Origin of the sequence: Idiomarina xiamenensis 10-D-4, assembly GCF_000299895.1 — a bacterium.
In the GTDB taxonomy this organism is placed as follows: Bacteria; Pseudomonadota; Gammaproteobacteria; order Enterobacterales; family Alteromonadaceae; genus Idiomarina; species Idiomarina xiamenensis.
Map to the genome: position 1 here is coordinate 183685 of NZ_AMRG01000001.1, position 20954 is coordinate 204638.

Genomic DNA, 20954 nt, shown 5'->3' on the forward strand with positions numbered 1-20954 from the left:
GTACTTATGGCAGCCGCAGAAGAAAACGAAGAAAAAAAATGCCCACCACCGGGATTGCCGATGTGGATGGCTACTTTTGCCGATTTGATGACACTTCTCATGTGCTTCTTCGTGTTGCTGCTGGCGTTTTCCGAAATGGATGTATTGAAGTTTAAACAAATTGCCGGCTCGATGAAATTTGCCTTGGGTGTGCAAAATAAAATCGAAGTAAAGGATATTCCTAAAGGCACCAGCGTTATCGCGCAGGAGTTTCGTCCTGGTAAACCCGATCCAACGCCCATCGAAACCATCCAACAGCAAACGATGGAAGTCACGCAACAAATGTTGGAGTTTCAGGACGGCGAAAGTGATTTTGCGGGTGGTCAACAAGAGCAACGTGGTGGTCAAGAAAGCGAGACCGAGGAAACCCAGCAAAGCCAGTCGCAGCAAAGCTCGGCAGAGCAAGACGCGACCATGTCTGAGTTGCTCAAACGTATTCAAGAGCAGTTGCAGGAGCAGGTTAAAGATGGCGCGTTAGAGCTGGAGCAATTGGGTCAACAAATCCTTATTCGGGTGAAAGAAAACGGTGCATTTCCGGCTGGTTCGGCTTTCTTACAGCCGCAGTTCCGACCCGTCATTCAGCGTGTCGCCGATGTACTTAAAGACATTCCTGGCGAAATTACGATTTCCGGACACACCGATAACCAACAAGTTCGTTCAGAGATTTATTCGTCAAACTGGGACTTATCAAGTAAGCGCGCAGTGGCTGTAGCCGAAGAAATGTTAAAAGTGCAGAACTTCGATGACGATCGCATGGTTGTCATGGGCTACGCCGATACCAAGCCGTTGTTACCGAATAATTCGACTGAGAATAGGCGTCGTAATCGGCGTGTTGATATTGCCATTATGCAAGGTAAGGCAAAAGAGTCGCAACCGATTGAAATGAGCCAACCGCAAAGTGCGTCAGAAACACCGCCCACAAGCGAACCACCCAGCAGCTAACTAGCGGGGGCTTGACGCTTTCGCTATAATAGTTGTTTTTGTTTCTGCCCGAGGTATTTGATGAAGTTTGTTGTACGGTTGCAGGCCGAAATCACCATCAAAAGTAAGTCGGTCCGCAAGCGGTACGGCAAATTACTGGTTAATAATTTAAAGCTAATTCTAACCCCATTACACCCGTCAATGCGCGTGCGCTGGATGTGGGATCGCATTGATATCTGGGCTGACGATGTCGCTGGTTTAGCTCAGCAAGTCGCCGCTAAGCTCACCGATATACCCGGTATCAGCTCTTTTAGCGAGCTTATCGAAGTGCCGTTGAGCAGTTTTGAAGAAGCACTTGAGTTGACCTTGTCGCATTATGCCGAGCGCGTCGAGGGCAAAACGTTTGCCGTGCGAGTGCGCCGCAATGGTCATCATCCATTTAGTTCTAAAGATCTTGAACGCTACATTGGTGGGGGTATCAACCAGCGTGTCGCTGGTACACGGGTTAAATTGACCCAACCCGAGCTAGAAATTCGGTTAGAGGTACAAGACGATAAACTGCGTCTGCTAAGCGATAAGCAAGTCGGCATGGGCGGCTTTCCGATACCTAGCCAAGATACCGTGTTGAGTTTATTGTCGGGCGGCTATGATTCCAGTGTCTCCACGTATCAGATGATCCGCCGTGGCGCCCGTACTCACTTCTGCTTTTTTAATTTGGGTGGCGATCAACACGAGATCGCAGTGCAACAAACGGCACATTATTTATGGCAGCGCTATAGTTCCTCACACCCGTTGAAGTTCGTCAGTATTGATTTTGCACCGGTGGTCGAGGAAATCCTTACCAAGGTTGATAACGGCTTAATGGGCGTGGTGTTAAAGCGGCAAATGATGCGTGCAGCCAGCCTGACCGGGCGTCTGTTAAAGGCTAAGGCGCTGGTTACCGGCGAAGCCTTAGGGCAGGTTTCTAGCCAAACCTTAGCCAATCTACAAGTCATTGATCATGCTTCTGATACCTTGGTATTACGGCCGCTGATCGTCAGCGACAAACAAGACATCGTTGACATGGCAAAACAGATAGGCACCGAGCCGCTAGCCAAAGCTATTCCCGAGTACTGCGGGGTTATCTCGAATAAACCCACAGTAGCGGCGCGCCTTGATCAAATAGAAGCTGCCGAAGCAGAGCTTGATAACCAACTCATCGCGCGTGTCGTGGGTGCGGCTAATATTCTGAGTATGCAGGATATAGCCGCGCAAACCGAAGCTAAGGTTGGACAGGTCGATTATCGCCGAGTACAAGATAGCAACACCGTGATCATCGACGTGCGCAGCCCTGATGAACAAGAGCGAGCACCGTTAACGCTAGCCGAAGCCGAGGTGACGCATATACCGTTTTATCGGTTAGCGACACAGTTTAGCGAGCTGGATCCGCAAAAACAGTATTTGTTGTATTGCGATAAAGGCGTTATGAGCCGCTTACAAGCCCTGTATTTGCAAGAACAGGGCTTTAGTAATGTTGCGGTTTACCAACCTGCCTAGCCATCGCTTAGCGGCTTAGTCGTCAGCGTCATCGTCAGGTAGCGGCTGCAGTTGCCAGCCATCGGCACTTGGCTTTGCTATCAGGATACGCTGATGGCCGGTATCGGCTATCAGTAGCTGGTTTTGCTCGTTAGTACGAATGATGCTTACGCCGCCGGGCTCTAATAAAGAGTCGCTGAGGTGAAGCGTTGAGACTTGTTGCGTGCCTAAATCCAACAGTCGCAGTTGATGGTTATAGGTATCGGCAACCACTAGCTGATCAGGTGTCAACGCCGCCACCGCCAGTGGATGCTGTAACAGCGCCCGGGCAAAGTCACCGTCTTTACTGCCGAATTCAAATAAGCCTTGACCGACGACAGTGCGCACTTTTTGTGTGGTTAAATCAATGGCGCGAATAGCACTGGCTTCGGCGTCAGCCACATAAAGCGTGTCGCCGACCACGGCTAAACCACTTGGTTGATTGAATGCGGCTTGTTTGGCGGTGCCATCTAACAGGGCTTCGCGGCCACTACCAGCTAGAATACTCAAGCGCTGCTGTGATGGTGAGTAGCGCCAAATCTGATGCGTCCCTGCCATGGCAATGATGACATCATCTTGATACATGGTGATGTCCCATGGTGAGCGTAAGGCGACCGCAGTGGCTTTGCCGCTGGCATTGTAGTTGCGGCCCAATTGTCCGGTTCCGGCAACGGTAGTCACCTGCCAACTGCTCAGGTCAATTGCGCGCAGAGCATGATTGCCGGTATCGGCGACATACAGCGTTTGCTCAGCAAATGCGAGGCCTTGTGGGCTATTAAAGCTAGCTGCAGAGGCACTGCCGTCATTGAAGGCGGCGTTGCCGGTACCGATTCGTTGCACGGTTTTGCCGTGTTTATCGGTCACCACAATTTGATGATGTAGGGTATCGGCAACGGCGATATAGTCGCCATTGCTAACTGCCTTGCCGGGTGCCGCGAAGCGCGACTCGGGCAGGGTTTCTAAGGCGATGGGAAGTGGTTTACGGTCGATGTCATCGGCTTCTTCTAGTAACAACTTAATGGCTTGCTGTAGGGTTTCATATTGTCCCTCGCCGGACAGTTGACCGACGTACTGACCGTTGGTGTCAATTAACACAAAAGTGGGCCAGGCGTTAACCTGATAGGCGCGCCAGAGTTTGAAGTCGACGTCGTTCACAACCGCATGCTTGATCTCGTAGCGAGCCACAATTTGTCGTAATCGCTCGGTGTTTTTCTCGTTTTCAAACTTAGGCGAGTGTACCGAAATGACCGCCAAGGCGTGACCGAATTGTTCCTCTAAGCGCGCCAGATCAGGCAGTACGTGCATGCAATTGACACAACCATAGGTCCAGAAGTCGAGTAGCACAACCTTGCCTTTCAGTTGTTCCATGCTCAGTTTTTCTGACACATTTAGCCATGGTGCGTCGGCCGGAAAATCGGTAGCTGTACTACGCGCATAGCCAACTGGACTTAGCGTTAGTAACAGCAGCGCTAATGCAGCCCAGCGTGCTATAGATGATAAGTGCGTAAATTCGGCGGTTGTGCGTTGCATAAAAGATACCCGAAGCTGACTTTTACAAAACATTACGTAATGCCGCCCTGGTTGGATGGCTTCAAACGCTAAAAATGCGGTACACTGCGGCAACAACGATGTATTCAACGGAGTTTTGGCAGCATGATGGCGCGGTTATTATTTGCAGTAGTCTTAATGGTGGTGTCGGCGTTGTTCCTATGGCAATTTCCACCCAGCGCTGCCCCTGCGATACCGCACTTTGATAAGCTGGTGCATGTCAGTTTGTTTTTTATTTTGGCAGCCTGTTTGCATTACGCCTTCGCTTTGCCACATTGGCTAGCATTTTTGCTACTGCTGGGGTACGGCGTGGTCATTGAACTGGTGCAAGGCTTAACACCATCACGTTCGGCCGATGGTTGGGACGTGCTCGCCGACGCCGCCGGCGCACTCAGTTATTACTTGCTGTTTGCTTGCGCGAAACAAGTTAAGCGCCGCGTTAACGGCGCTTAATGGTTTTCTTTTTAACGTTCTTATTACCTTTATCGGTTTTCGTGCCCTTGGCGCCCTTAGCGCCTTTGCTCTTCTTCGGCTTGGATTTTTCGGTGCTGGGAAACTTGTATTGCGGACGCAAGTCTTTGATGATGCGACGCTCTATTTTTTCTTTTAAATAGCGCTCAATACGACCTAGCAGTAAGGCATCGTGAGCCTCGACTAAGGCTATAGCGGTTCCGCTTTTGCCGGCGCGAGCGGTACGTCCAATACGGTGTAAATAAACATCGGCCTGCTTGGGTAAATCGTAATTCACGACCAGCGTCACATCGTCAATATCCAAGCCGCGCGCAGCCACGTCGGTCGCTATTAAAATGGTATCGGTTTGCTGTTTGAGCTTTTTGACCACTGCTTGCCGGTCTGCCTGTGGCATATCGCCGCGCAGGGTAAAGCTTTTCAAGCCATCTCGTTGTAGTTGGTTAGCCAATTGCGAGGCGCGTTCACGGGTTCGCACAAACACTACGCGGCGGCCTTCGTGCTGATTCAAGAGGCGATGTAATAGCGCATATTTGTGCTCGGCGGTATCGGCAATATGGAGCCACTGGTGAATTTTGCCTTTTTCACGCTTGGGTGGGTCAACGTCAACGCGTTTTGGCTGTTTCAGTAGCTGCTGAGCAAAGCGCTCAACGCCGGGGCTGTTTAACGTTGCCGATAACAACATGGCTTGCTGTCGTTGTCGACATTCTGCGGCTAATTGCTGTACCGCCGCGCTAAAGCCCATATCCAACATGCGATCGGCTTCATCGATGATCAGCCATTCGACGCTTTCTAATTCATATTGTTCGGCCTCGATTAAATCGATCAGCCGACCCGGTGTGGCCACCACGATATCATGCGCGAGTTCTAATTGATCTAACTGAGTACCGTAGTTAATACCGCCGGTGATCAACACGCAACTTAACCCTGTCGCTACCTCGAAGGCTTGCGCCTGAGTGGCGATTTGTTCCGCTAATTCACGCGTCGGCGCCAGTACCAGCACTCGTGCAGCACCGGGCTGACGGCGTGGATAATCCAGCATGTGCTGGATGGCGGGTAGCAAAAACGCTAAGGTTTTGCCGGTACCGGTGGGAGCCGACACCATCACGTCTAAACCGTCTAAGGCTAACGGAATGCTTTGCTGCTGAACCTTCGAAGGTTTGTTAAGATTCGCCTGCTTGAGTACGCCGACCAGGCGCTCATCGAGATCCAGGTCTTCCCAGTCCGGGTTCATAGTCAGTATTTCCTGTTGGCTGAACGCTGCACGTACCGAGACGGCGTGACGCGATTACTTAGGGGTTGTCATCATGGCATTTCAATGTCAGCAATTTTACCTGAAAGATGACCAATGTGCGATGAAAGTTGGTACCGATAGTTTATTGCTGGGTAGTTGGCTACAACTGCCCACTTCGTCGTCTGAATGCAAGCACTCAGCACGACGTTGGCTGGACATTGGCTGCGGCTGTGGCATCTTGGCGTTGATGCTGGCGCAGCGCAGTGCTGATGATGCAGAGGCGGTATCCATCGACGCGGTCGAGTTGGACCAACAGGCGGCTACGCAGGCGCAATATAACGTTGCTAATTCGCCTTGGCCAACGCGGGTACAAGTGTTTAACCAAGACATCATGGCCTTTGCGCAAGCACCGTCGCGGCACCAGGGTTATCAATTAATTATCAGTAATCCACCATATTTTGCTGGCGCTAACCAGACTACTTTGCAGGCTCAATCGCCGAGCGCTAGACGCCAAGCGCGTCATCAGCAGCGCTTGAGCTTTGCTCAGTTAGTACAACAAGCACAATATTTATTAGCACCGGGCGGCTGTTTAGCGGTGGTTATTCCAGCCGACCATGAGGGCAATTGGCTGGCCGCTATGGCCGATGACGGCTGGCAATTGCAGCGCCGTTGTCTGGTGCGAACGCGTGCGCATAAACCCGTGCGTCGGTTATTGCTACAATATGGATGGCGCTGTGCTGAGCCGTTTGAACCGCAACAACAGCGCTTAACCATCCATCATCAGCAAGGCTATAGCGCTGAGTTTCGGCAACTGACCGCTGCTTTTTATTTGGCAGGCGCGTCGCTTTGAAGGGGTAATCCCCATTGTGCCGCGACACGCTTAACGGCGGCGACATTTTCTGACGCGTAAATCGTCACCCGAGTCTTGTCAAAATGGGCGTTTAACTGTAATTGTTGTTGCAGCCAGGCCACCATGGCTTCGCCGGAGTGAATGGTGAGTGCACCGTTAAAATACGCTGCAATCGCCTGCGCAATGAGAGGATAGTGGGTACACCCCAATACCACCGTAGTGATCGCATGCGCGGATAAGTCGGCAAAATAATGTTGTAAAACCGCGTCGAGTATTGGTCCCTGGTAACATTGCTCCTCAACTAAAGGAACAAACAGCGGAGTTGCACGCGCAATTACCTGCCCATAGCCGAGCGCTTCAATACGGCGCTGATATTCGCCAGAGTTGATGGTGGCTTTGGTGGCAATGACCAATATACGGTCGTCATTTTTATCCAGTTGACGTTGTTGCAGTGCCAATACGCCAGGCTCGATCACGCCATACACGGGTTTATTGCTGTATTGCTGCATTTGCGCTAAGGCAACTACGCTGACGGTATTACAAGCAACGACGACAAAATCGACATCCACGCCATTAAAAAACTCGATCGCCTCCAGCGCATAACGAAGTACGGTATTCTGGTCTTTACTGCCGTAAGGTACACGGGCGGTATCGCCGTAATAAACGATATCGCTGAATAAGCGACTTTCATACAATGACTTGGCGACGGTTAAACCACCCACACCACTGTCAAAAACACCCACTTTCATGGTCACTACATCCTTATCGGGTCAGGCAGGTTATTGTTGCAATAATTGCTGTAAATCGTCGATTGGCAGTGGCTTAGAAAAGTAAAAGCCTTGTGCGCTATGACAATTCAGCTGTTTTAAGACCGCGGCTTGAGCCGCTTGTTCAACGCCCTCGGCAACGCTATTTAACTGAAATGCTTGACTCAATTTTATCACGGTTTCGACGATGGCGTGGCTGCGTGGAGAATCGACGATGTGATCAATAAAGCTTTTATCAATCTTAATTTCGTCGATAGGTAAATCGTTTAACAACGATAACGACGAATAGCCAGTACCAAAGTCATCTATTGAAAAACGAATGCCCACCGCCGCTAAGGTTTTAATGACTTCGGCACTGGTGTGCAAATCTTCAAGCGCTGCCGTCTCGGTAATTTCGATTTGCAAAAAAGGACGCAAACGTTGTAACCAAGCCACATCACGGGTTAATCGTGGAATCAAATCGGTATGAAATTCACTGGCAGAAATATTAATCGAGACTTGCTGCAAACGGCCATTTAATAAGCCGGCTTGATCGAGTTCGAGGCTGGCCTGTTTTAATACCAAGTTACTAAGTGGCTCGATTAAATGATGCTGCTCTGCTAATGGAATAAACTGCGCGGGTGATACTGCACCGAGTTGCGGGTGCTGCCAGCGTACTAACACTTCGCAACCACAAATTTCGCCACTGGCTAAATGATATTGTGGTTGATAAACCAAACTTAACTGTTGTTGTTGAATCGCTTGTTTGAGTGCTTCAACGAGTGCTAAGTGCTGGTTTTGTTGGGCTGCGATCTCTGCATTGTAAAAGCGAATTTTACCTATCCCGGCTTGCTTGGCTTCACTCAGTGCAGTGGCAGCGGCATCGCGTAAGTGCTCGGCTCGCTCGGCGTCGTTGGGGTAAATCGCTACACCAATGGCTGCACTAGCTTGAATGCCTTCGGCATCAGCCGCTAAGGTCAGATAGCGCTGAATGTGATTGGCGCGGTCAACAACTTGGCGGTGGTGGGTTTCTTCAATCTGATAGGCGATGGCAAATTGGTCGGCGCCTAAGCGCGCTAATAAGGTTCGCGCATCAAAGTTTTTGCGTAACAATTCGCTAAATCCGACCAATAATTGATCGCTGCGGTTAAAGCCATAACGGGAATTTAACTGACGAAACTGGTTAATATCGACGTAATACAAGACTGCCGCTTGGCGCTGTTGCTGCGTGTTATCCAGCAATTGTTGTAGCAGCACTACGTAGCTCTCGTGCTTGTGTAAATTAGTGAGCGAATCATCTTCGCTGAGCTGTTTTTCGCGTTTTAAGGCGGAATAGCTAAGAAAAAAGAGTAGGGTGGCGGTAAATAAAACGTACGCCCACCCTTTATACGTCTGTATTTGCTGTCTCAGTGTGGCATCGTCGAACCACTGGTTAACAGCGGCATCCGAAAAAGTAATCCAGAGCCCACCCAAAATGGCATAGAGTATGGCCAAGAGTAACGCCATTTGACGGGCACTGGATAACGGCATGAGTGCTTATAAACCCAGCACGTCGCGACCTTGTTTAAAGGTGATATCGACCGGAATATCGGCATCACTTAAACGTGTTAAGTCGGCTGCAAGTTGCTCACCGATGTTACCTTGTTGTTTGAATAACTGGTCAACACCTTGATAATCACCGTCGCCTTGGAGGGTTAAAATTAATGCTGATAAATCGGTCATGGCTTGCCGCATTTTTTCCATATTGACGCGATAATGACCGTCTTCGGTGCGGCTAAAGGCACCTTTATCGGCAAAATAGTTAAAGCGGATCATATTGGCTTTGCCATGAGCACTAGACGCACCAAAGCGCACCGAACGGAAGATACCGGCTAAGAAAGTGGTGTAGTAATCTTCAAGTTTGCCGTCAGTGAGTACGCCTTGCTCAACCAACTGAGTCACCATGTACAAGCCCAAAATGTCGGCTTTACCCTCTTCTAAGGCGCTGGCATGTTCTTTCAGTGCTGCACGTACCGTGCCTTTGTCATTGATGGTGTTTTTAATACCTAAACCGTGCGCCACTTCGTGAAACATGGTGTTGGCAAAGAACGCATCGAAGGTAATATGTTGGCGTTGGTCGGGCGCGATCAACTGGTCTGCTATCGGCAATAAAATTTTATCAAACTTAGCCCGCATGGCATTTTTTAACTGCAACCGACGGGTGCCCTTTTGCAACTGTACCTGCTCATCGTTAGGTAAGTTGATGGCGATAGTTTTACTGCCAGCATTCGAGTGTCCGGCGTAATAAACCACGTCATAGGCATTTAACTGCGCCCCCGAACCGGGTACTTCTTGTTTATATTCATCCGCAACCGGTAACTCACGCTGCAACTGCGGTAAGTATTGTGCGTATTTAGCTAGCTTTTCGCTCCAAGCTAAATCTTTGACCAAGACGTAAGCTTCGAACGCGGCGCGGTAGCCGTAGAGCTGATCCTCATAGGTTTCGATAGGACCAATTACCACATCGATTTTGTTATCTGACATGTCCATCCAAGCAAAGTCGGATGGCTGATAATCGTTGCTCACTAAAGCATCGGCACGCATGGTTAGATATTTGGCAAATGCTTCGCTTTCAGCTAACTGTGCCGCTTCACGCAAATATTGAGCGGCTTGTTTTAACGGCGCGGCGTAAGCTTCAGAATAAGGCACGCTGTAAAGTTCACCAGCGTCGTTACGGCGAACCAAGGTATATAGGCTTTGCTTACCGTCAAAATCGGCGGCCTCAAATTCGGCTTTGGTCAGATCTTGCGGATAAAAATTGGCGCCGGCGGCTTTTTCGTCGAAACCGCTTAAAAATGGCTTTTCGTTATTGAGTCGATCCCAGGGGCCATAATTGATATCAGCGAAATTCTTGACCTTACCATCAAGGCCATTGAGTAATTCGCTCTTATCGCCATAATAAGCTTGCTGCCAGAATAAATCGTCCATGATTTTAGCGGCATCGATCAACTTACCGACCAGTTGTTGCTGCTGATTCGATAAATGACTTAATGAACTGGTTAACTCGACTGGTGCATAAATATCTAAACGTGTTTTGGCGCTATCCAATATTTGATGTTGTTGATTATCGGGGATCAGCTTGTCGGCGGTGTTAGCGGCATCCTGAGGAGAGCTGGGCTGACCACAACCGCTGAGCAAGAAAGTCGCGGCAAGCGCGCTTAAAGCAAATGTCTTCATGGTTTCCTGAGCCTTATCGTTCGTTATTTTGGCGTGCAATCTATTATCGCTAGCATGGACTGTTATAACACTGGCGACAACGGCAGCTTATGTCCTTTGCCATTATGGCGGTAATTAACCGGGCTAATCAATAGCGAGTCGATTGTGGCCAGCGCTTAATCGCAAAGGATCCTTGGCAGCCGCCTCCCGCATTGAGGTTGAATTTTGGTTAAGCAAAGCGTTAAATGGAGTCTTTGTCGGAAACTATAGGCGTTTAGCCGTGAATAACCCAGCCAGCTGTCAACGTGACGATCCCTTTTCGTCAGCTAAAAATGCGCTTTATCTAATCGTTTTGGATAAGCTTGAGCGCGACGATTTACAGTTGCCTGCCTTACCCGGAACGGCCGATGCGGTAGCGCGTGCGGCCGCCGATGATGGCTGTAATTTGCAGCAGTTAGCGACGGTTATTCAACGTGACCCCGCGCTTACCGCCAGTTTGATCAAGTTGGCGAACAGTGCTTATTTGGGCGGGAGGGTCCGTGCAGAAAGCTTGATGCAGGCGCTTACCCGTATCGGCCTGCGCCGCATTCGTCTGCTTGCCACGGCATTGTCGGTGGAGCAACTGTTCGTCCCGCATAACGAGATCATTCGTGACTATTATATGGCAAGCTGGTGTCGTTGCCGCGACTTGGCCGCTGCTTGTGCGGTTTTGGCACCGGATCTACGCGCCCACAATGAAGCCGCTCGTTTGCATACCGATGTGGCGTTATTGGCCGGTATGGTGGCGGGTATTGGCGCATTGCCGGTGCTGGCGGTAGCCGAACAACATCAAGCTAGCTTTGCTAACCCCAGTTTTATTACCGATGCCATTGAAAAACTTGATGTTAGGGTGGGGCCACTATTACTGCAGTTTTGGCAGTTTGGCGAAAACTTGCTAGAAGTCGCGCAGTGTTGGCGCGACGGTTTGTTACAACCTAACCGCGATGGGCAAGTCTTTAGCTATGCCGATGTTGTACATTTGGCTGGGCGTTTAACTGGCCACTTGCAACAGTCACCCGGTTTAACTTGCGCCGAATACCATCAACTGGGCTTTTTACCGAGTTTAGATTATTGGCAGCAAGACACCGTGCAACAGCGTTACCAATCGATTCAGCAAGCTTTGGGCGGTGTTATCGGTGACTCGCTTTGAGTCACCTTCCTTGTTATTCGCTAATATCAGTATTGACGACGGTTGCTAACAGCTCTGGATAAAGGGCGTTAATCTCACCACTTAACAGAGCAAAATCAACGTCTAGCTGTTGTTCTGGAGTGGCATCGACCAAGTCATCTTTTTCTTCCATGAGGACGTCGGTGGCTTTAAAACGTTTTACCGCAAAATCGTTTTCCAGTACGAAAGTTAATCGTTCGCGCCACTCTAGCCCCAGTTTTACCGCTTGTTTGCCATGTACTAAGTGAGTGGCAATTTCATCGCTGTCCAAGGGCAATTGTTTACAACGTACCACGGCGCCGTCGTTATCGCTGCCACGGAGTTCGACTTCGTCGCCAAACTCAAAACCGGCTGGCAGTTGTAACTTGCGTAACCAGTGTGTCATGTACAGCTCTAGCGCTTGTTCGCTGGCGATGGGTTTGACTGGTAACGAGCCCACGGTGCTGCGTAACAAGGCGAGTAAGTCTTCGGCTCGCGAGGCGGCAGAGGCATCAATCACAATGAACTGCTGCTCCAAATTCAAATAGCCCCAGCTTAATTGATACTTACTGAACGCTTGCGGTAATAAGGTGTGGATCAGGTCTTCTTTGATGGTTTGTTTTTCTTTACGGCCCACCATGCGACCTTGTTCGGCACTGATTTGTTCGGCTTTTTCTTCGACCTCGGCGTTGATCACGCTGGCCGGTAAAACTTTTTCTTCTTTTCGCGCGCAGAACAACACGTTATCGCCGATGCGATGATGCAACATGTCATTGTCGGCACCAAACGGCGAATACCAACCATAACTGGCTAGTTCTTGTCGACCACAAGGGCGAAAGCGCTGCTCTTGCTGACGCTCAGCAAAGTCATCAGGCAGGCTGAAAGGGCTTGAAAAACTGTAAAAACGGAGGTTACGAAACCACATGAGACATCCCTAAGTAAGCTAAAACGAGTTAGGATAAAAAAGTAACGGGTATGCTAAAGCGATAAATCAGGCCTTTGCCTGGCTCGCTTTCGGCACTGATATCACCACCCAATGACTGGGTAATTAAATTACGAATAATGTGTGTGCCTAAGCCACTGCCTCCGGCATCACGTTTAGTGGTAAAAAACGGATCGAACAATTGTCGCATTTGCTCGTCGTTCAAGCCGCAGCCGTTATCGCGGTATACAAAGTGAATATCACCATCACCGGCTTCTGCGACAATCGTTATGCGTCCTTGTTCCACGCCTTCAAAGCCGTGGATCAGCGAGTTCATGATTAAATTAGTAAAAATTTGCGAGATAGCGCCGGCCGGACAACGAATATTTAAATCTTCAGCACAGCTTACCTCGACCTGATGAGCCGTGCGCTTCAAGTGAGGTTGTAACGACTGTACCACTTCATTTAAATATTGCAGCAGGTTGATATCACGAATGGCATCTGAGGTTTGGTCAACCGCAACTTGTTTAAAACTACTGATCAAATCTGACGCGCGTTGCAGGTTATTGTCTAATAACGTCAGGCTCTCGCCACAGTCGTTAATAAAACTACTGAGTTGTTGTTGCGTTAACGACTTTTCGGTCAATGCACGTGATAATTGTTGCAACCGTTCGCGCATAAACGACGATGCCGTCACACTGATACCAATAGGCGTATTCACATCGTGCGTAATGCCGGCGACTAAGCCGCCGAGTGAGGCCAGTTTTTCTGATTCGATCAGTTGTGCTTGTGCTTGTTGTAAATTGTGCAGCGAGTTTTCTAAGCGCTGATTGGTTTGCCGCAGGTTACTTTCAATATCGCGACGTTGGCCAATTTCACGTTCTAGCTTATCTTGCCGCATTTCCAGCTCGTTCTTACGCTGCTCTAAATCCAGCATGACTTGACTCAGCGTCGAGGTTTTCCGCGCGACCTCTTGTTCTAGTAGAGCGTTTTGCTCATCCAGTTTGCGATTGGCGTGCAGCAATTGTTGTTGCGTACGTTGCAAATCTTCTTGGTAGTCTTCGATGTTATCGATGAGCTGGTTATAAGCTTGCTCCAGTAACATGAATTCGTTGTTCGGCTGGCCATTAATATGCACCCGCGAATGCTCTAGGTCGTCTAAGCGAAAATTACTGATTTGCTGGGTTAAGTCGCTCATCGGTTTATTTAGCATACGGCTAAATGCCAGCGAGAATAAGATCAACAAAAAGGTACTTTTGATCATGGCATTGCCGATGATAAAGCCTAAGCTGACCTTAATACGGCTGATGGCAATATCGCGAGTCGAAAATAATGTCACATCGCCGACTTTTGTTGATTGCCCAGAAAACTCAAACACCAACGTTGAGAAGTAGCCGAACACACCGTCACGTTCACCCAGCATAATCCCCTCAGAGGGTTGACTGGGCACATCTAGCAGAGGATACGTAGAACCAATATCAATCAGTACATTGCCGCTATCGTTACGGACAATGACACCAGCAATCGAAGGAATACTGAGCAAGCCTTCGGCAATGACCTCGACCTGATCGTTATTAAACTCCCATAACGAACGAGCCAACGAGCCACTAAACGTATGTTGTTGGTTTTCTAATTCGGCCACCAACATGCCTTTGGTATCAAAGTATTCGCCGGCGATTTGGATACAGGTAACCAAAAACGTCAAAATAAAATAGGCCGACAAAACACGGGTCAGTAGGGCTCTGGAAATGCTGGACGTTGGCATAAAGGATTCCGTGGTTGCTCGGCATGCTAACGGACTTATGTAATCCCTGTGCTCACCGCTGACTCATCGCAAATAAATTAAGAGCTTATTATAGGCTGCGTGTTGTCACAATCAACGCTGTTATTTGCCGGCTTCATTTTCTGCTCGGCTGAACAGACCGTGATAATGCCGTCATGTAACTGCAACGAAACTGCAACCACTGTTACATAAATGACACATTGGCGTCATCAAGCTGTCATTAAAATTCACTAAAGTCCCCTGCGAATTTACTAAAACGCAGCAATAACGCTGTGCCACTGAAACTTAAGGTTAACGTCATGAAGCTGTTAGCGACAGGCAGTGCAATGGTGCTGGCGATGGCTACCGCCATTCCGTCATCGGCACAACAACAGTCATTAGAACCGGTGGTTGAGGCGGCCAGCGCCATCAATCAGTCGGCGCAAAAATCTCAAGTCACTATCGATAACATTGCTGACAATATGCAAGAACGCGTGCAGCAATACCAGCGCGTGATGAAAGAAATTGATGGTTTAAAAGTTTATACCCGTCAGTTAGAGGCGCAAATTGGTAGTCAGGAGCAAGAAAAAGCCGACCTCAATGCGTCAATCGACGAAGTCAGTGTGGTAGAGCGTCAAGTATCGCCACTGATGCTGCGTATGATCGACGCGTTGCAACAGTTTGTCGACTTGGATATGCCGTTTTTACCGCAAGAGCGACAACAACGCATTGCCGGTTTACGGGAATTATTAGAACGCGCCAACGTTGACGTATCAGAAAAGTTTCGGCGCGTGCTCGAAGCTTACGAAATTGAAACCGATTATGGCCGCACCATTGAGACCTACAACGGCAGCATGACCATCGATGGACAAGAACAAGATGTTGATTTCTTGCGCATCGGTCGCTTAACGCTGATTTATAAGACTCGTGATGGCAGTGAACTGGGCATCTGGAACCAAGAGAAAAACGCTTGGCACCCGTTGGACGACAGCTATCTCAGTAACATCAACACCGCTATGCGCATCGCGAAAAAACAGCTTGCCCCCGACATGCTGATGATGCCCGTATTCGCGGCACAGTAAGGAGCCTTGCAGATGTTTAAATCAATCCTTAAAACGAGCGCTGCAATGAGCTTAATAGTGGCCTCAGTAGCCACTGTTGCGGCGCCATTACAAGAACCGGTTAACTTGGACCAGCTGCTGCAACAACTTGAGCAAGGCCAGTTCGCCCAGTCGCAGCAAAATAAAGAACGTGAACAAGCGTTTCGCGCGCAGGCGGCGCAACAGCAGCAGTTATTACGCGACGCCATTGCCGAGCGCACGCGGTTAGAACAGCGTGCCGAACAGTTGGAGACGCGTTTTGAAAACAACGAGACCGACTTAGCCGGTTTAAGCGACACGTTGACGCAGCGCATGGGGTCACTAAAAGAACTGTTTGGTGTGCTCCAGCAAGTCGCCAACGATGCGGCTAGTCAGTTCCAAAACTCGGTGATTTCGGCGCAATACCCCGGACGTAGCGAGCAATTAACGCAGCTCGCTGAAAAAATGGGGTCTAGCTCAAAACTGGCATCGATCGAAGAAATCGAGCAAGTGTGGTTTGCCCTGCAAAAAGAAATGACAGAGTCCGGCAAAGTCGCGCGCTTCGAGACGCAAGTGACCGAGGCCGACGGTGAGAAGGACAACGACGAGGTGGTGCGTGTCGGTGCCTTCAACTTGGTCGCCGATGGCAAATATTTGGAATACCTGCCAACCACTGGCTCGGTAGTGGAGTTAGTGCGGCAGCCGAGCGGTCGTTATTTGGCCAGCGCTGAAGCTATTGAAGCAGCCAACGGTGGCGTGGTCGAGTTTGGTTTAGACCCGACTGGCGGTTCTATTTTGGGCTTGTTGGTGCAGGCGCCGAGCCTATCTGAACGTGTTGAGCAGGGCGGCGCTGTGGGTTACGTGATCTTAGCATTAGGGGCCATTGGCTTATTGTTTGCGCTGGAACGTTTTATTTCGTTGTTATTGGTTGGCGCTAAGGTCAAACGTCAATTAAAACAAACCAGCGCGCGTAACGACAACCCACTGGGTCGGGTTATGCAGGTGAAAGATAACAACCCCGAGGCAGACACCGAAACGCTTGAATTAAAGCTAAGCGAAGCCATTTTGCGCGAAGTGCCTAAGTTAACTCGCAATTTGACCTTTATTAAGATCATCTCGGTGGTCGCGCCGTTAATGGGGCTACTTGGTACGGTGACCGGCATGATCGTGACTTTCCAAGCGATCACGCTGTTCGGTACCGGCGACCCGAAATTGATGGCTGGCGGTATTTCGCAAGCGTTGGTGACAACCGTACTGGGTCTGGTGGTGGCGATTCCGATGACGTTGTTATTTGCCACCCTGAATACGCGCAGTAAGAACTTAGTGCACGTGTTACAAGAACAAGCGTCGGGCATTATCGCCGAGCGCTCAGAGCGGAGCTAAGCGACGTGTTATTCCTAGCCGAGTTTATCAACGCAATTCGTGATTTTATCGAGACCGGCGGCGTCGTGCTGCTGGTCATCGGTATTCTCATTTTCGTGATGTGGCTGATGATACTTGAGCGTATTTTTTATTACCTAAAAGGTCATCGGCAACTGAAAAAGCAGATCTTGCAACAGTGGCTAGCGCGCGCCGACAGGCGCTCCTGGAATGCCGAACAAATTCGCCAAGCGTGGATCTCGCGGGTGAGTTTAAAGCTAGGTGGTAATCTAGCCATTATCCAAGCCTTAGTTGCGCTGTGTCCATTGCTGGGTTTGATGGGCACCGTGACTGGCATGATCGAAGTCTTTGATGTGATGGCGATAACCGGTACGGGTAGCGCTCGCTCAATGGCGTCGGGCGTTTCTAAGGCAACCATTCCAACCATGGCTGGCATGGTGGGCGCGTTGTCGGGAGTGATGGCTGCCACTTGGCTTAAACGCACTGCACGTCGTGAGCGTTTGAAACTCGAAGACCGTTTGTTAATGGACCACAACTAGAGGCGTGGGTTATGAAACAGCATTTTGCCAATTTAATTGAAGAAGAAGAAGCCAGTATCGACATGACGCCCATGTTGGACGTGGTCTTTATCATGCTGATCTTCTTTATTGTTACGGCGTCGTTTGTCAAAGAAGCGGGTATCGATGTCAACCGGCCAGAAGCCAGTACCGCGGTGCAAAAGGATCGTGCCAATATCTTGGTTGCCATTAGTGAAAGTAATCAGGTATGGATCAACAAGCGACAAGTCGATATCCGCGCGGTGCAAGCCAACATCGAACGTTTGTATGCCGAGAATCCGCAGGGTTCGGTGGTGATTCAGGCCGATAAAATGGCGAACACTGAAACCTTGATCAAAGTCATGGACGCGTCGCGAGCAGCGGGCGTGTTTGATGTCTCGATAGCCACACAAGAAGAGTAAGTCATGTTACGAGTGCTAGGGGCGTTATTAGCAGCGGCGGTGATCACACTGGTGTTGTTCTTCTTGATGCAGTCCTTGATCAGTAGCGGTGATGGTGCGTTGAGCGATCCGCCTCGCGGCAGCGTGTTGGACTTTGTCCGGGTTAAACAACAAGAACAGGTGCAGGAAAAGCAACGTAAGCCTGAGCGACCACCTGAACCCGAGCAGCCACCGCCAGATATGCCGCAGCCGCAAATGGACTCGCAGGTCGATAACGAGGCCGCCAATAGTTTTAGCTTTAGTGCCGATGTTGGTGCCGATGCTGGCTTAAGTGGTGGATTAGGACTCGATAGTAGCGATGGTGAGTACTTACCTATCGTAAAAGTGCAAGCGGTTTATCCGCGACGTGCGTTGCAGCGCGGCATTGAAGGTTATGTGGTAGTTGAATTTATCGTGACTAAGCAAGGTACGGTGCGTGCACCCCGTGTTATCGAAGCGCAGCCGCAAGATATTTTTGATCAAGCGGCGCTGGATGCGGTGCTGAAGTTCAAATATAAACCACGGGTCATCGATGGTGAAGCGGTTGAAGTACAAGGTGTACAGAACCGTATTACTTTCGAGATGAGCGGTTAGGAGAACAACCATGAACGGGTTTAAACAAAATGCAGTGATGCTGTTGTTATTGTTGACCATGCTGTCTTCTGCAGCCGTTAACGCACAACAGACTGAGCGTGTGCCGGCGCTGCGAGAAGCGGTTTATAGCCAATTAGCCCGCGCTCAGGAAATGGCTGATAACGGTGATCTGCAAGGTGGCTTGGCGGTATTGAAAAACGTCGAGGGCAAGCTTGACTCGATGAACAGCTATGAACGTGCCATGCTCTGGAACTTCTACGGGTTTATGTATTACGAGCAAGAGCGTATTGACGATGCAATTCGTTATTTTGATCAGGTCGTTGACGAGCAACCGATTCCCCAGCCCTTGCGTCAGAATACCTTGTTCAGCTTGGCGCAACTATCGATGCAGCAAGGCTCGTACCAGCAGGTATTGAGTTACCTTGAGCGTTGGCAAGCCAATAGCGACGAGCCGCAAAGTAAAGCGTTGGTGTTACGGGCGCAAGCGTTGTATCAAGCAAAACGATTTGATGAAGCCTTGGTGCCGATAAATCAGGCGATTAAAATTGCTGAGGATAAAGCTGATCGTCCCGATGAAAACTGGTTGATTTTGCAACGTGCCATCTATTTTGAATTAGAGCAGCCGCAACAAGTGGCGCGGGTGTTAGAAAAAATGGTGCGTTTGTTTAATAAGCCTGAATATTGGGTGCAATTAGCCGGTATGTACGGTCAGTTGGGGCAAGAACAAAAGCAACTGGCTATGTTAGAAACCGCTTACCAAATGGGCTTTTTAGAAAAGGCTGCTGATAAGGTTAACTTGGCGCAGTTATATTACTTAAACAACGTACCTTATAAATCGGCACAAGTGTTAGCTGCAGGCATGCAAAGCGGGGCAATTGAAGAAAACTTGCGCAATTTAAAACTGTTGGCGCAAAGCTGGGTGTTGGCGAAAGAAACCGAAAAGGCGGTGGCAACCTTGCAAAAAGCTGCGCCATTAGCCGAAGATGGCGAGTTATACGCGCAACTTGCGCAAGTTTTGCTAAATGATCAACAGTATCAAGCCGCTATTCGTGCTGCTGAGCAAGCGTTAGCCAAAGGGGGCTTAAAGAAAGCCGGAAATATGCATGTGGCAATTGGCATGGCACGCTTGCAATTAAAGCAATATGAACAGGCGTTGGTGGCTTTTGAACAGGCTAAACAATACGACGCCAGCGCACAAATGGCCGCGCAATGGCAAAAATACACACAAAGCGAGCAGCGTCAGGCACAGGTGTTGGCAGAACTATCGTCATGAGTTTTGCTTTCTAATTTTTCATAACCGCTCTATCATCCATAGCCACTGGCCACGGTCAGTGGCTTTTTTTTGCGTGAAAGAATATCAGTCAAAAGAGCATCGCAATAAAACTGAAATACGTCAGACATAAATAGTTTGCATAAGCGACATAAAAAAGTCATACAGTCATCATTCTGTCATAAAACTGTTATAAACTGCCGCTTTATTGTTCAACTGACTGCGAATAGGTACATTTATGAACGCGATTTCATCTTCGGCTAAGCTGAGCTTGGCTATGCTGGCAACGCTGAGTTTTCCTTCATTAGGCTCGGAGCTGCTTGACGTATACGGCCGCGTCGATGTCTCATTACAGCGTAATGACGATGGCGTCAGCAGTGATTCGGAGATGGTTTCTAACTCATCGCGTTTCGGCGTTAAGGGTAGTCAAGCGTTAGAGCACGAGCTAGAGGTTTTTTATCGCTTAGAGTGGCAAGTGGATGTTGCCGATTTGGGCGGTGATGACAACATCACCTCACGTAACCAATACATCGGTTTAGGTGGCGCTTTTGGTCAAGTGATGCTGGGGCGTCGCGATACCGTGTTAAAAGATCTACAAGGCACGATTGACCAATTTAGCGATTATGAGATGGATATTAAAGCGTTATGGGAGGGTGAAAACCGTACCAGCGATACACTCACCTATTATTCACCGAAGTGGCAACAATGGCGCGTAGGCCTTTCTTATATTTTGAGCGAAGAAGATGAAACCGACGATGGCCTATCATTGAGCTTGGCTTATGGTGACGAGTATTTGCGTGACACGGCATGGTACGCTGGTGTTGCCGTTGACCGTGATGTCGATGGTTATGATGTTGTGCGGGCGGCGCTCTCGACAAAGTGGTCGAACACGGTGCTAGGCCTTATGTACCAGGCGCAGGAACTGAGCGATGGTGGCGATAAGGCGGACGGCTTTGTTGTCAGTGCGGCACAGCCGTTTGGTCAGTTGACGCTAAAACTACAAGCGCAACTGATGGACTATGACGAGCAAGACGGCACCGATACCTCTTGGGCGGCTGGTGTCGATTACCGTTTAGGTGACAATACCAAGGTCTATGCGTGGTATGGTTTACGCGATTTAGAGACCAGTAATCTGGACCAAGATTATATTGCAGTAGGTATTCGCCACAATTTTTAATGGCTCTGTGCGCCTTGACCATCTTTGACTTTGGTCGACATTGACTAACCCGC

19 protein-coding genes are annotated in these 20954 nt (G+C 49.4%); 12 read left to right on the forward strand and 7 right to left on the reverse strand.

What is annotated here, in order from left to right; all coding sequences use genetic code 11:
- Window positions 1-6 precede the first annotated feature (6 nt).
- Window positions 7-981: a flagellar motor protein MotB gene (locus A10D4_RS00830; protein WP_008487109.1), complete on the forward strand. Its 975-nt coding sequence runs from the start codon at window positions 7-9 to the stop codon at window positions 979-981.
- A gap of 60 nt (window positions 982-1041) precedes the next feature.
- Window positions 1042-2496 carry a tRNA uracil 4-sulfurtransferase ThiI gene (gene thiI / locus A10D4_RS00835; protein WP_008487110.1) on the forward strand — a complete coding sequence of 485 codons (1455 nt, stop codon included), beginning with the start codon at window positions 1042-1044 and terminating at the stop codon, window positions 2494-2496.
- A gap of 15 nt (window positions 2497-2511) precedes the next feature.
- Here thiI and A10D4_RS00840 read toward each other — a convergent pair whose 3' ends face one another.
- Window positions 2512-4044: a thioredoxin-like domain-containing protein gene (locus A10D4_RS00840; RefSeq protein ID WP_008487111.1), complete on the reverse strand. Its 1533-nt coding sequence runs from the start codon at window positions 4042-4044 to the stop codon at window positions 2512-2514.
- 123 nt (window positions 4045-4167) lie between these two features.
- Here A10D4_RS00840 and A10D4_RS00845 point away from each other — a divergent pair, with 123 nt between their 5' ends.
- Window positions 4168-4515 (forward strand): VanZ family protein, encoded by a 348-nt coding sequence (locus A10D4_RS00845; RefSeq protein WP_008487112.1) that lies wholly within the window; start codon window positions 4168-4170, stop codon window positions 4513-4515.
- Here the strand turns inward: A10D4_RS00845 and srmB are convergent.
- On the reverse strand, window positions 4502-5764 hold the full coding sequence (srmB, locus tag A10D4_RS00850) for an ATP-dependent RNA helicase SrmB (protein WP_008487113.1): 1263 nt from the start codon (window positions 5762-5764) through the stop codon (window positions 4502-4504). The genes A10D4_RS00845 and srmB overlap by 14 nt on opposite strands.
- Window positions 5765-5837: 73 nt before the next feature.
- Here srmB and A10D4_RS00855 point away from each other — a divergent pair, with 73 nt between their 5' ends.
- A complete protein-coding gene (locus A10D4_RS00855) occupies window positions 5838-6614 on the forward strand; it encodes a tRNA1(Val) (adenine(37)-N6)-methyltransferase (RefSeq protein WP_008487114.1) in 777 nt (258 codons plus the stop codon).
- Here A10D4_RS00855 and murI read toward each other — a convergent pair.
- From murI to A10D4_RS00870, 3 genes are read right to left on the reverse strand one after another with little or no spacing between them, the layout of a single operon-like run.
- Entirely contained in the window at window positions 6590-7363 is a 774-nt protein-coding gene (gene murI, locus A10D4_RS00860; protein WP_008487116.1) for a glutamate racemase, read from the reverse strand. The two genes, A10D4_RS00855 and murI, sit on opposite strands and share 25 nt — an antisense overlap.
- Before the next feature lie 30 nt (window positions 7364-7393).
- Window positions 7394-8890: a putative bifunctional diguanylate cyclase/phosphodiesterase gene (locus A10D4_RS00865; RefSeq protein WP_008487117.1), complete on the reverse strand. Its 1497-nt coding sequence runs from the start codon at window positions 8888-8890 to the stop codon at window positions 7394-7396.
- Between the two features lie 6 nt (window positions 8891-8896).
- The gene (locus A10D4_RS00870; RefSeq protein ID WP_008487118.1) at window positions 8897-10576 is read right to left on the reverse strand and encodes a dipeptidyl-peptidase 3 family protein; all 1680 of its coding nucleotides are present in this window, start codon (window positions 10574-10576) and stop codon (window positions 8897-8899) included.
- 259 nt (window positions 10577-10835) lie between these two features.
- Here A10D4_RS00870 and A10D4_RS00875 point away from each other — a divergent pair, with 259 nt between their 5' ends.
- On the forward strand, window positions 10836-11744 hold the full coding sequence (locus tag A10D4_RS00875) for an HDOD domain-containing protein (protein ID WP_192811495.1): 909 nt from the start codon (window positions 10836-10838) through the stop codon (window positions 11742-11744).
- A 13-nt stretch (window positions 11745-11757) separates the two neighbouring features.
- On the opposite strand, the gene rdgC is transcribed toward A10D4_RS00875, so the two are convergent.
- Together rdgC and A10D4_RS00885 are read right to left on the reverse strand one after the other, a co-directional pair.
- Window positions 11758-12666: a recombination-associated protein RdgC gene (gene rdgC, locus A10D4_RS00880; protein WP_008487120.1), complete on the reverse strand. Its 909-nt coding sequence runs from the start codon at window positions 12664-12666 to the stop codon at window positions 11758-11760.
- A gap of 28 nt (window positions 12667-12694) precedes the next feature.
- Entirely contained in the window at window positions 12695-14428 is a 1734-nt protein-coding gene (locus A10D4_RS00885) for a sensor histidine kinase (RefSeq protein WP_008487121.1), read from the reverse strand.
- 317 nt (window positions 14429-14745) lie between these two features.
- Here A10D4_RS00885 and A10D4_RS00890 point away from each other — a divergent pair, with 317 nt between their 5' ends.
- The 7 genes from A10D4_RS00890 (at window position 14746) to A10D4_RS00920 (ending at window position 20901) form a co-directional block, all read left to right on the forward strand.
- Window positions 14746-15507, forward strand: coding sequence for a DUF3450 domain-containing protein (locus A10D4_RS00890; RefSeq protein ID WP_008487122.1), 762 nt, complete (start codon window positions 14746-14748; stop codon window positions 15505-15507).
- A 12-nt stretch (window positions 15508-15519) separates the two neighbouring features.
- Window positions 15520-16887: a MotA/TolQ/ExbB proton channel family protein gene (locus tag A10D4_RS00895; protein WP_008487124.1), complete on the forward strand. Its 1368-nt coding sequence runs from the start codon at window positions 15520-15522 to the stop codon at window positions 16885-16887.
- A gap of 5 nt (window positions 16888-16892) precedes the next feature.
- On the forward strand, window positions 16893-17423 hold the full coding sequence (locus tag A10D4_RS00900) for a MotA/TolQ/ExbB proton channel family protein (protein ID WP_008487126.1): 531 nt from the start codon (window positions 16893-16895) through the stop codon (window positions 17421-17423).
- An 11-nt stretch (window positions 17424-17434) separates the two neighbouring features.
- Complete coding sequence (locus A10D4_RS00905) at window positions 17435-17842, forward strand: ExbD/TolR family protein (RefSeq protein WP_008487128.1); 408 nt, start codon at window positions 17435-17437, stop codon at window positions 17840-17842.
- 3 nt (window positions 17843-17845) lie between these two features.
- Window positions 17846-18454 carry an energy transducer TonB gene (locus A10D4_RS00910; RefSeq protein ID WP_008487129.1) on the forward strand — a complete coding sequence of 203 codons (609 nt, stop codon included), beginning with the start codon at window positions 17846-17848 and terminating at the stop codon, window positions 18452-18454.
- A gap of 10 nt (window positions 18455-18464) precedes the next feature.
- Complete coding sequence (locus tag A10D4_RS00915; protein ID WP_008487130.1) at window positions 18465-19727, forward strand: tetratricopeptide repeat protein; 1263 nt, start codon at window positions 18465-18467, stop codon at window positions 19725-19727.
- 235 nt (window positions 19728-19962) lie between these two features.
- Window positions 19963-20901, forward strand: coding sequence for a porin (locus A10D4_RS00920; RefSeq protein WP_008487131.1), 939 nt, complete (start codon window positions 19963-19965; stop codon window positions 20899-20901).
- Window positions 20902-20954 lie beyond the last annotated feature (53 nt).

Excerpts from the sequence above, each read along its gene's own strand:
- srmB (WP_008487113.1), bottom strand. The coding sequence starts at position 5,764 with ATGAACCCGGACTGGGAAGACCTGGATCTCGATGAGCGCCTGGTCGGC.
- A10D4_RS00845 (WP_008487112.1), top strand. The coding sequence starts at position 4,168 with ATGATGGCGCGGTTATTATTTGCAGTAGTCTTAATGGTGGTGTCGGCG.
- thiI (WP_008487110.1), top strand. The coding sequence starts at position 1,042 with ATGAAGTTTGTTGTACGGTTGCAGGCCGAAATCACCATCAAAAGTAAG.
- A10D4_RS00865 (WP_008487117.1), bottom strand. The coding sequence starts at position 8,890 with ATGCCGTTATCCAGTGCCCGTCAAATGGCGTTACTCTTGGCCATACTC.
- A10D4_RS00855 (WP_008487114.1), top strand. The coding sequence starts at position 5,838 with ATGGCATTTCAATGTCAGCAATTTTACCTGAAAGATGACCAATGTGCG.
- A10D4_RS00870 (WP_008487118.1), bottom strand. The coding sequence starts at position 10,576 with ATGAAGACATTTGCTTTAAGCGCGCTTGCCGCGACTTTCTTGCTCAGC.
- rdgC (WP_008487120.1), bottom strand. The coding sequence starts at position 12,666 with ATGTGGTTTCGTAACCTCCGTTTTTACAGTTTTTCAAGCCCTTTCAGC.
- murI (WP_008487116.1), bottom strand. The coding sequence starts at position 7,363 with ATGAAAGTGGGTGTTTTTGACAGTGGTGTGGGTGGTTTAACCGTCGCC.
- A10D4_RS00840 (WP_008487111.1), bottom strand. The coding sequence starts at position 4,044 with ATGCAACGCACAACCGCCGAATTTACGCACTTATCATCTATAGCACGC.
- A10D4_RS00915 (WP_008487130.1), top strand. The coding sequence starts at position 18,465 with ATGAACGGGTTTAAACAAAATGCAGTGATGCTGTTGTTATTGTTGACC.
- A10D4_RS00890 (WP_008487122.1), top strand. The coding sequence starts at position 14,746 with ATGAAGCTGTTAGCGACAGGCAGTGCAATGGTGCTGGCGATGGCTACC.
- A10D4_RS00910 (WP_008487129.1), top strand. The coding sequence starts at position 17,846 with ATGTTACGAGTGCTAGGGGCGTTATTAGCAGCGGCGGTGATCACACTG.
- A10D4_RS00895 (WP_008487124.1), top strand. The coding sequence starts at position 15,520 with ATGTTTAAATCAATCCTTAAAACGAGCGCTGCAATGAGCTTAATAGTG.
- A10D4_RS00905 (WP_008487128.1), top strand. The coding sequence starts at position 17,435 with ATGAAACAGCATTTTGCCAATTTAATTGAAGAAGAAGAAGCCAGTATC.
- A10D4_RS00885 (WP_008487121.1), bottom strand. The coding sequence starts at position 14,428 with ATGCCAACGTCCAGCATTTCCAGAGCCCTACTGACCCGTGTTTTGTCG.
- A10D4_RS00830 (WP_008487109.1), top strand. The coding sequence starts at position 7 with ATGGCAGCCGCAGAAGAAAACGAAGAAAAAAAATGCCCACCACCGGGA.
- A10D4_RS00920 (WP_008487131.1), top strand. The coding sequence starts at position 19,963 with ATGAACGCGATTTCATCTTCGGCTAAGCTGAGCTTGGCTATGCTGGCA.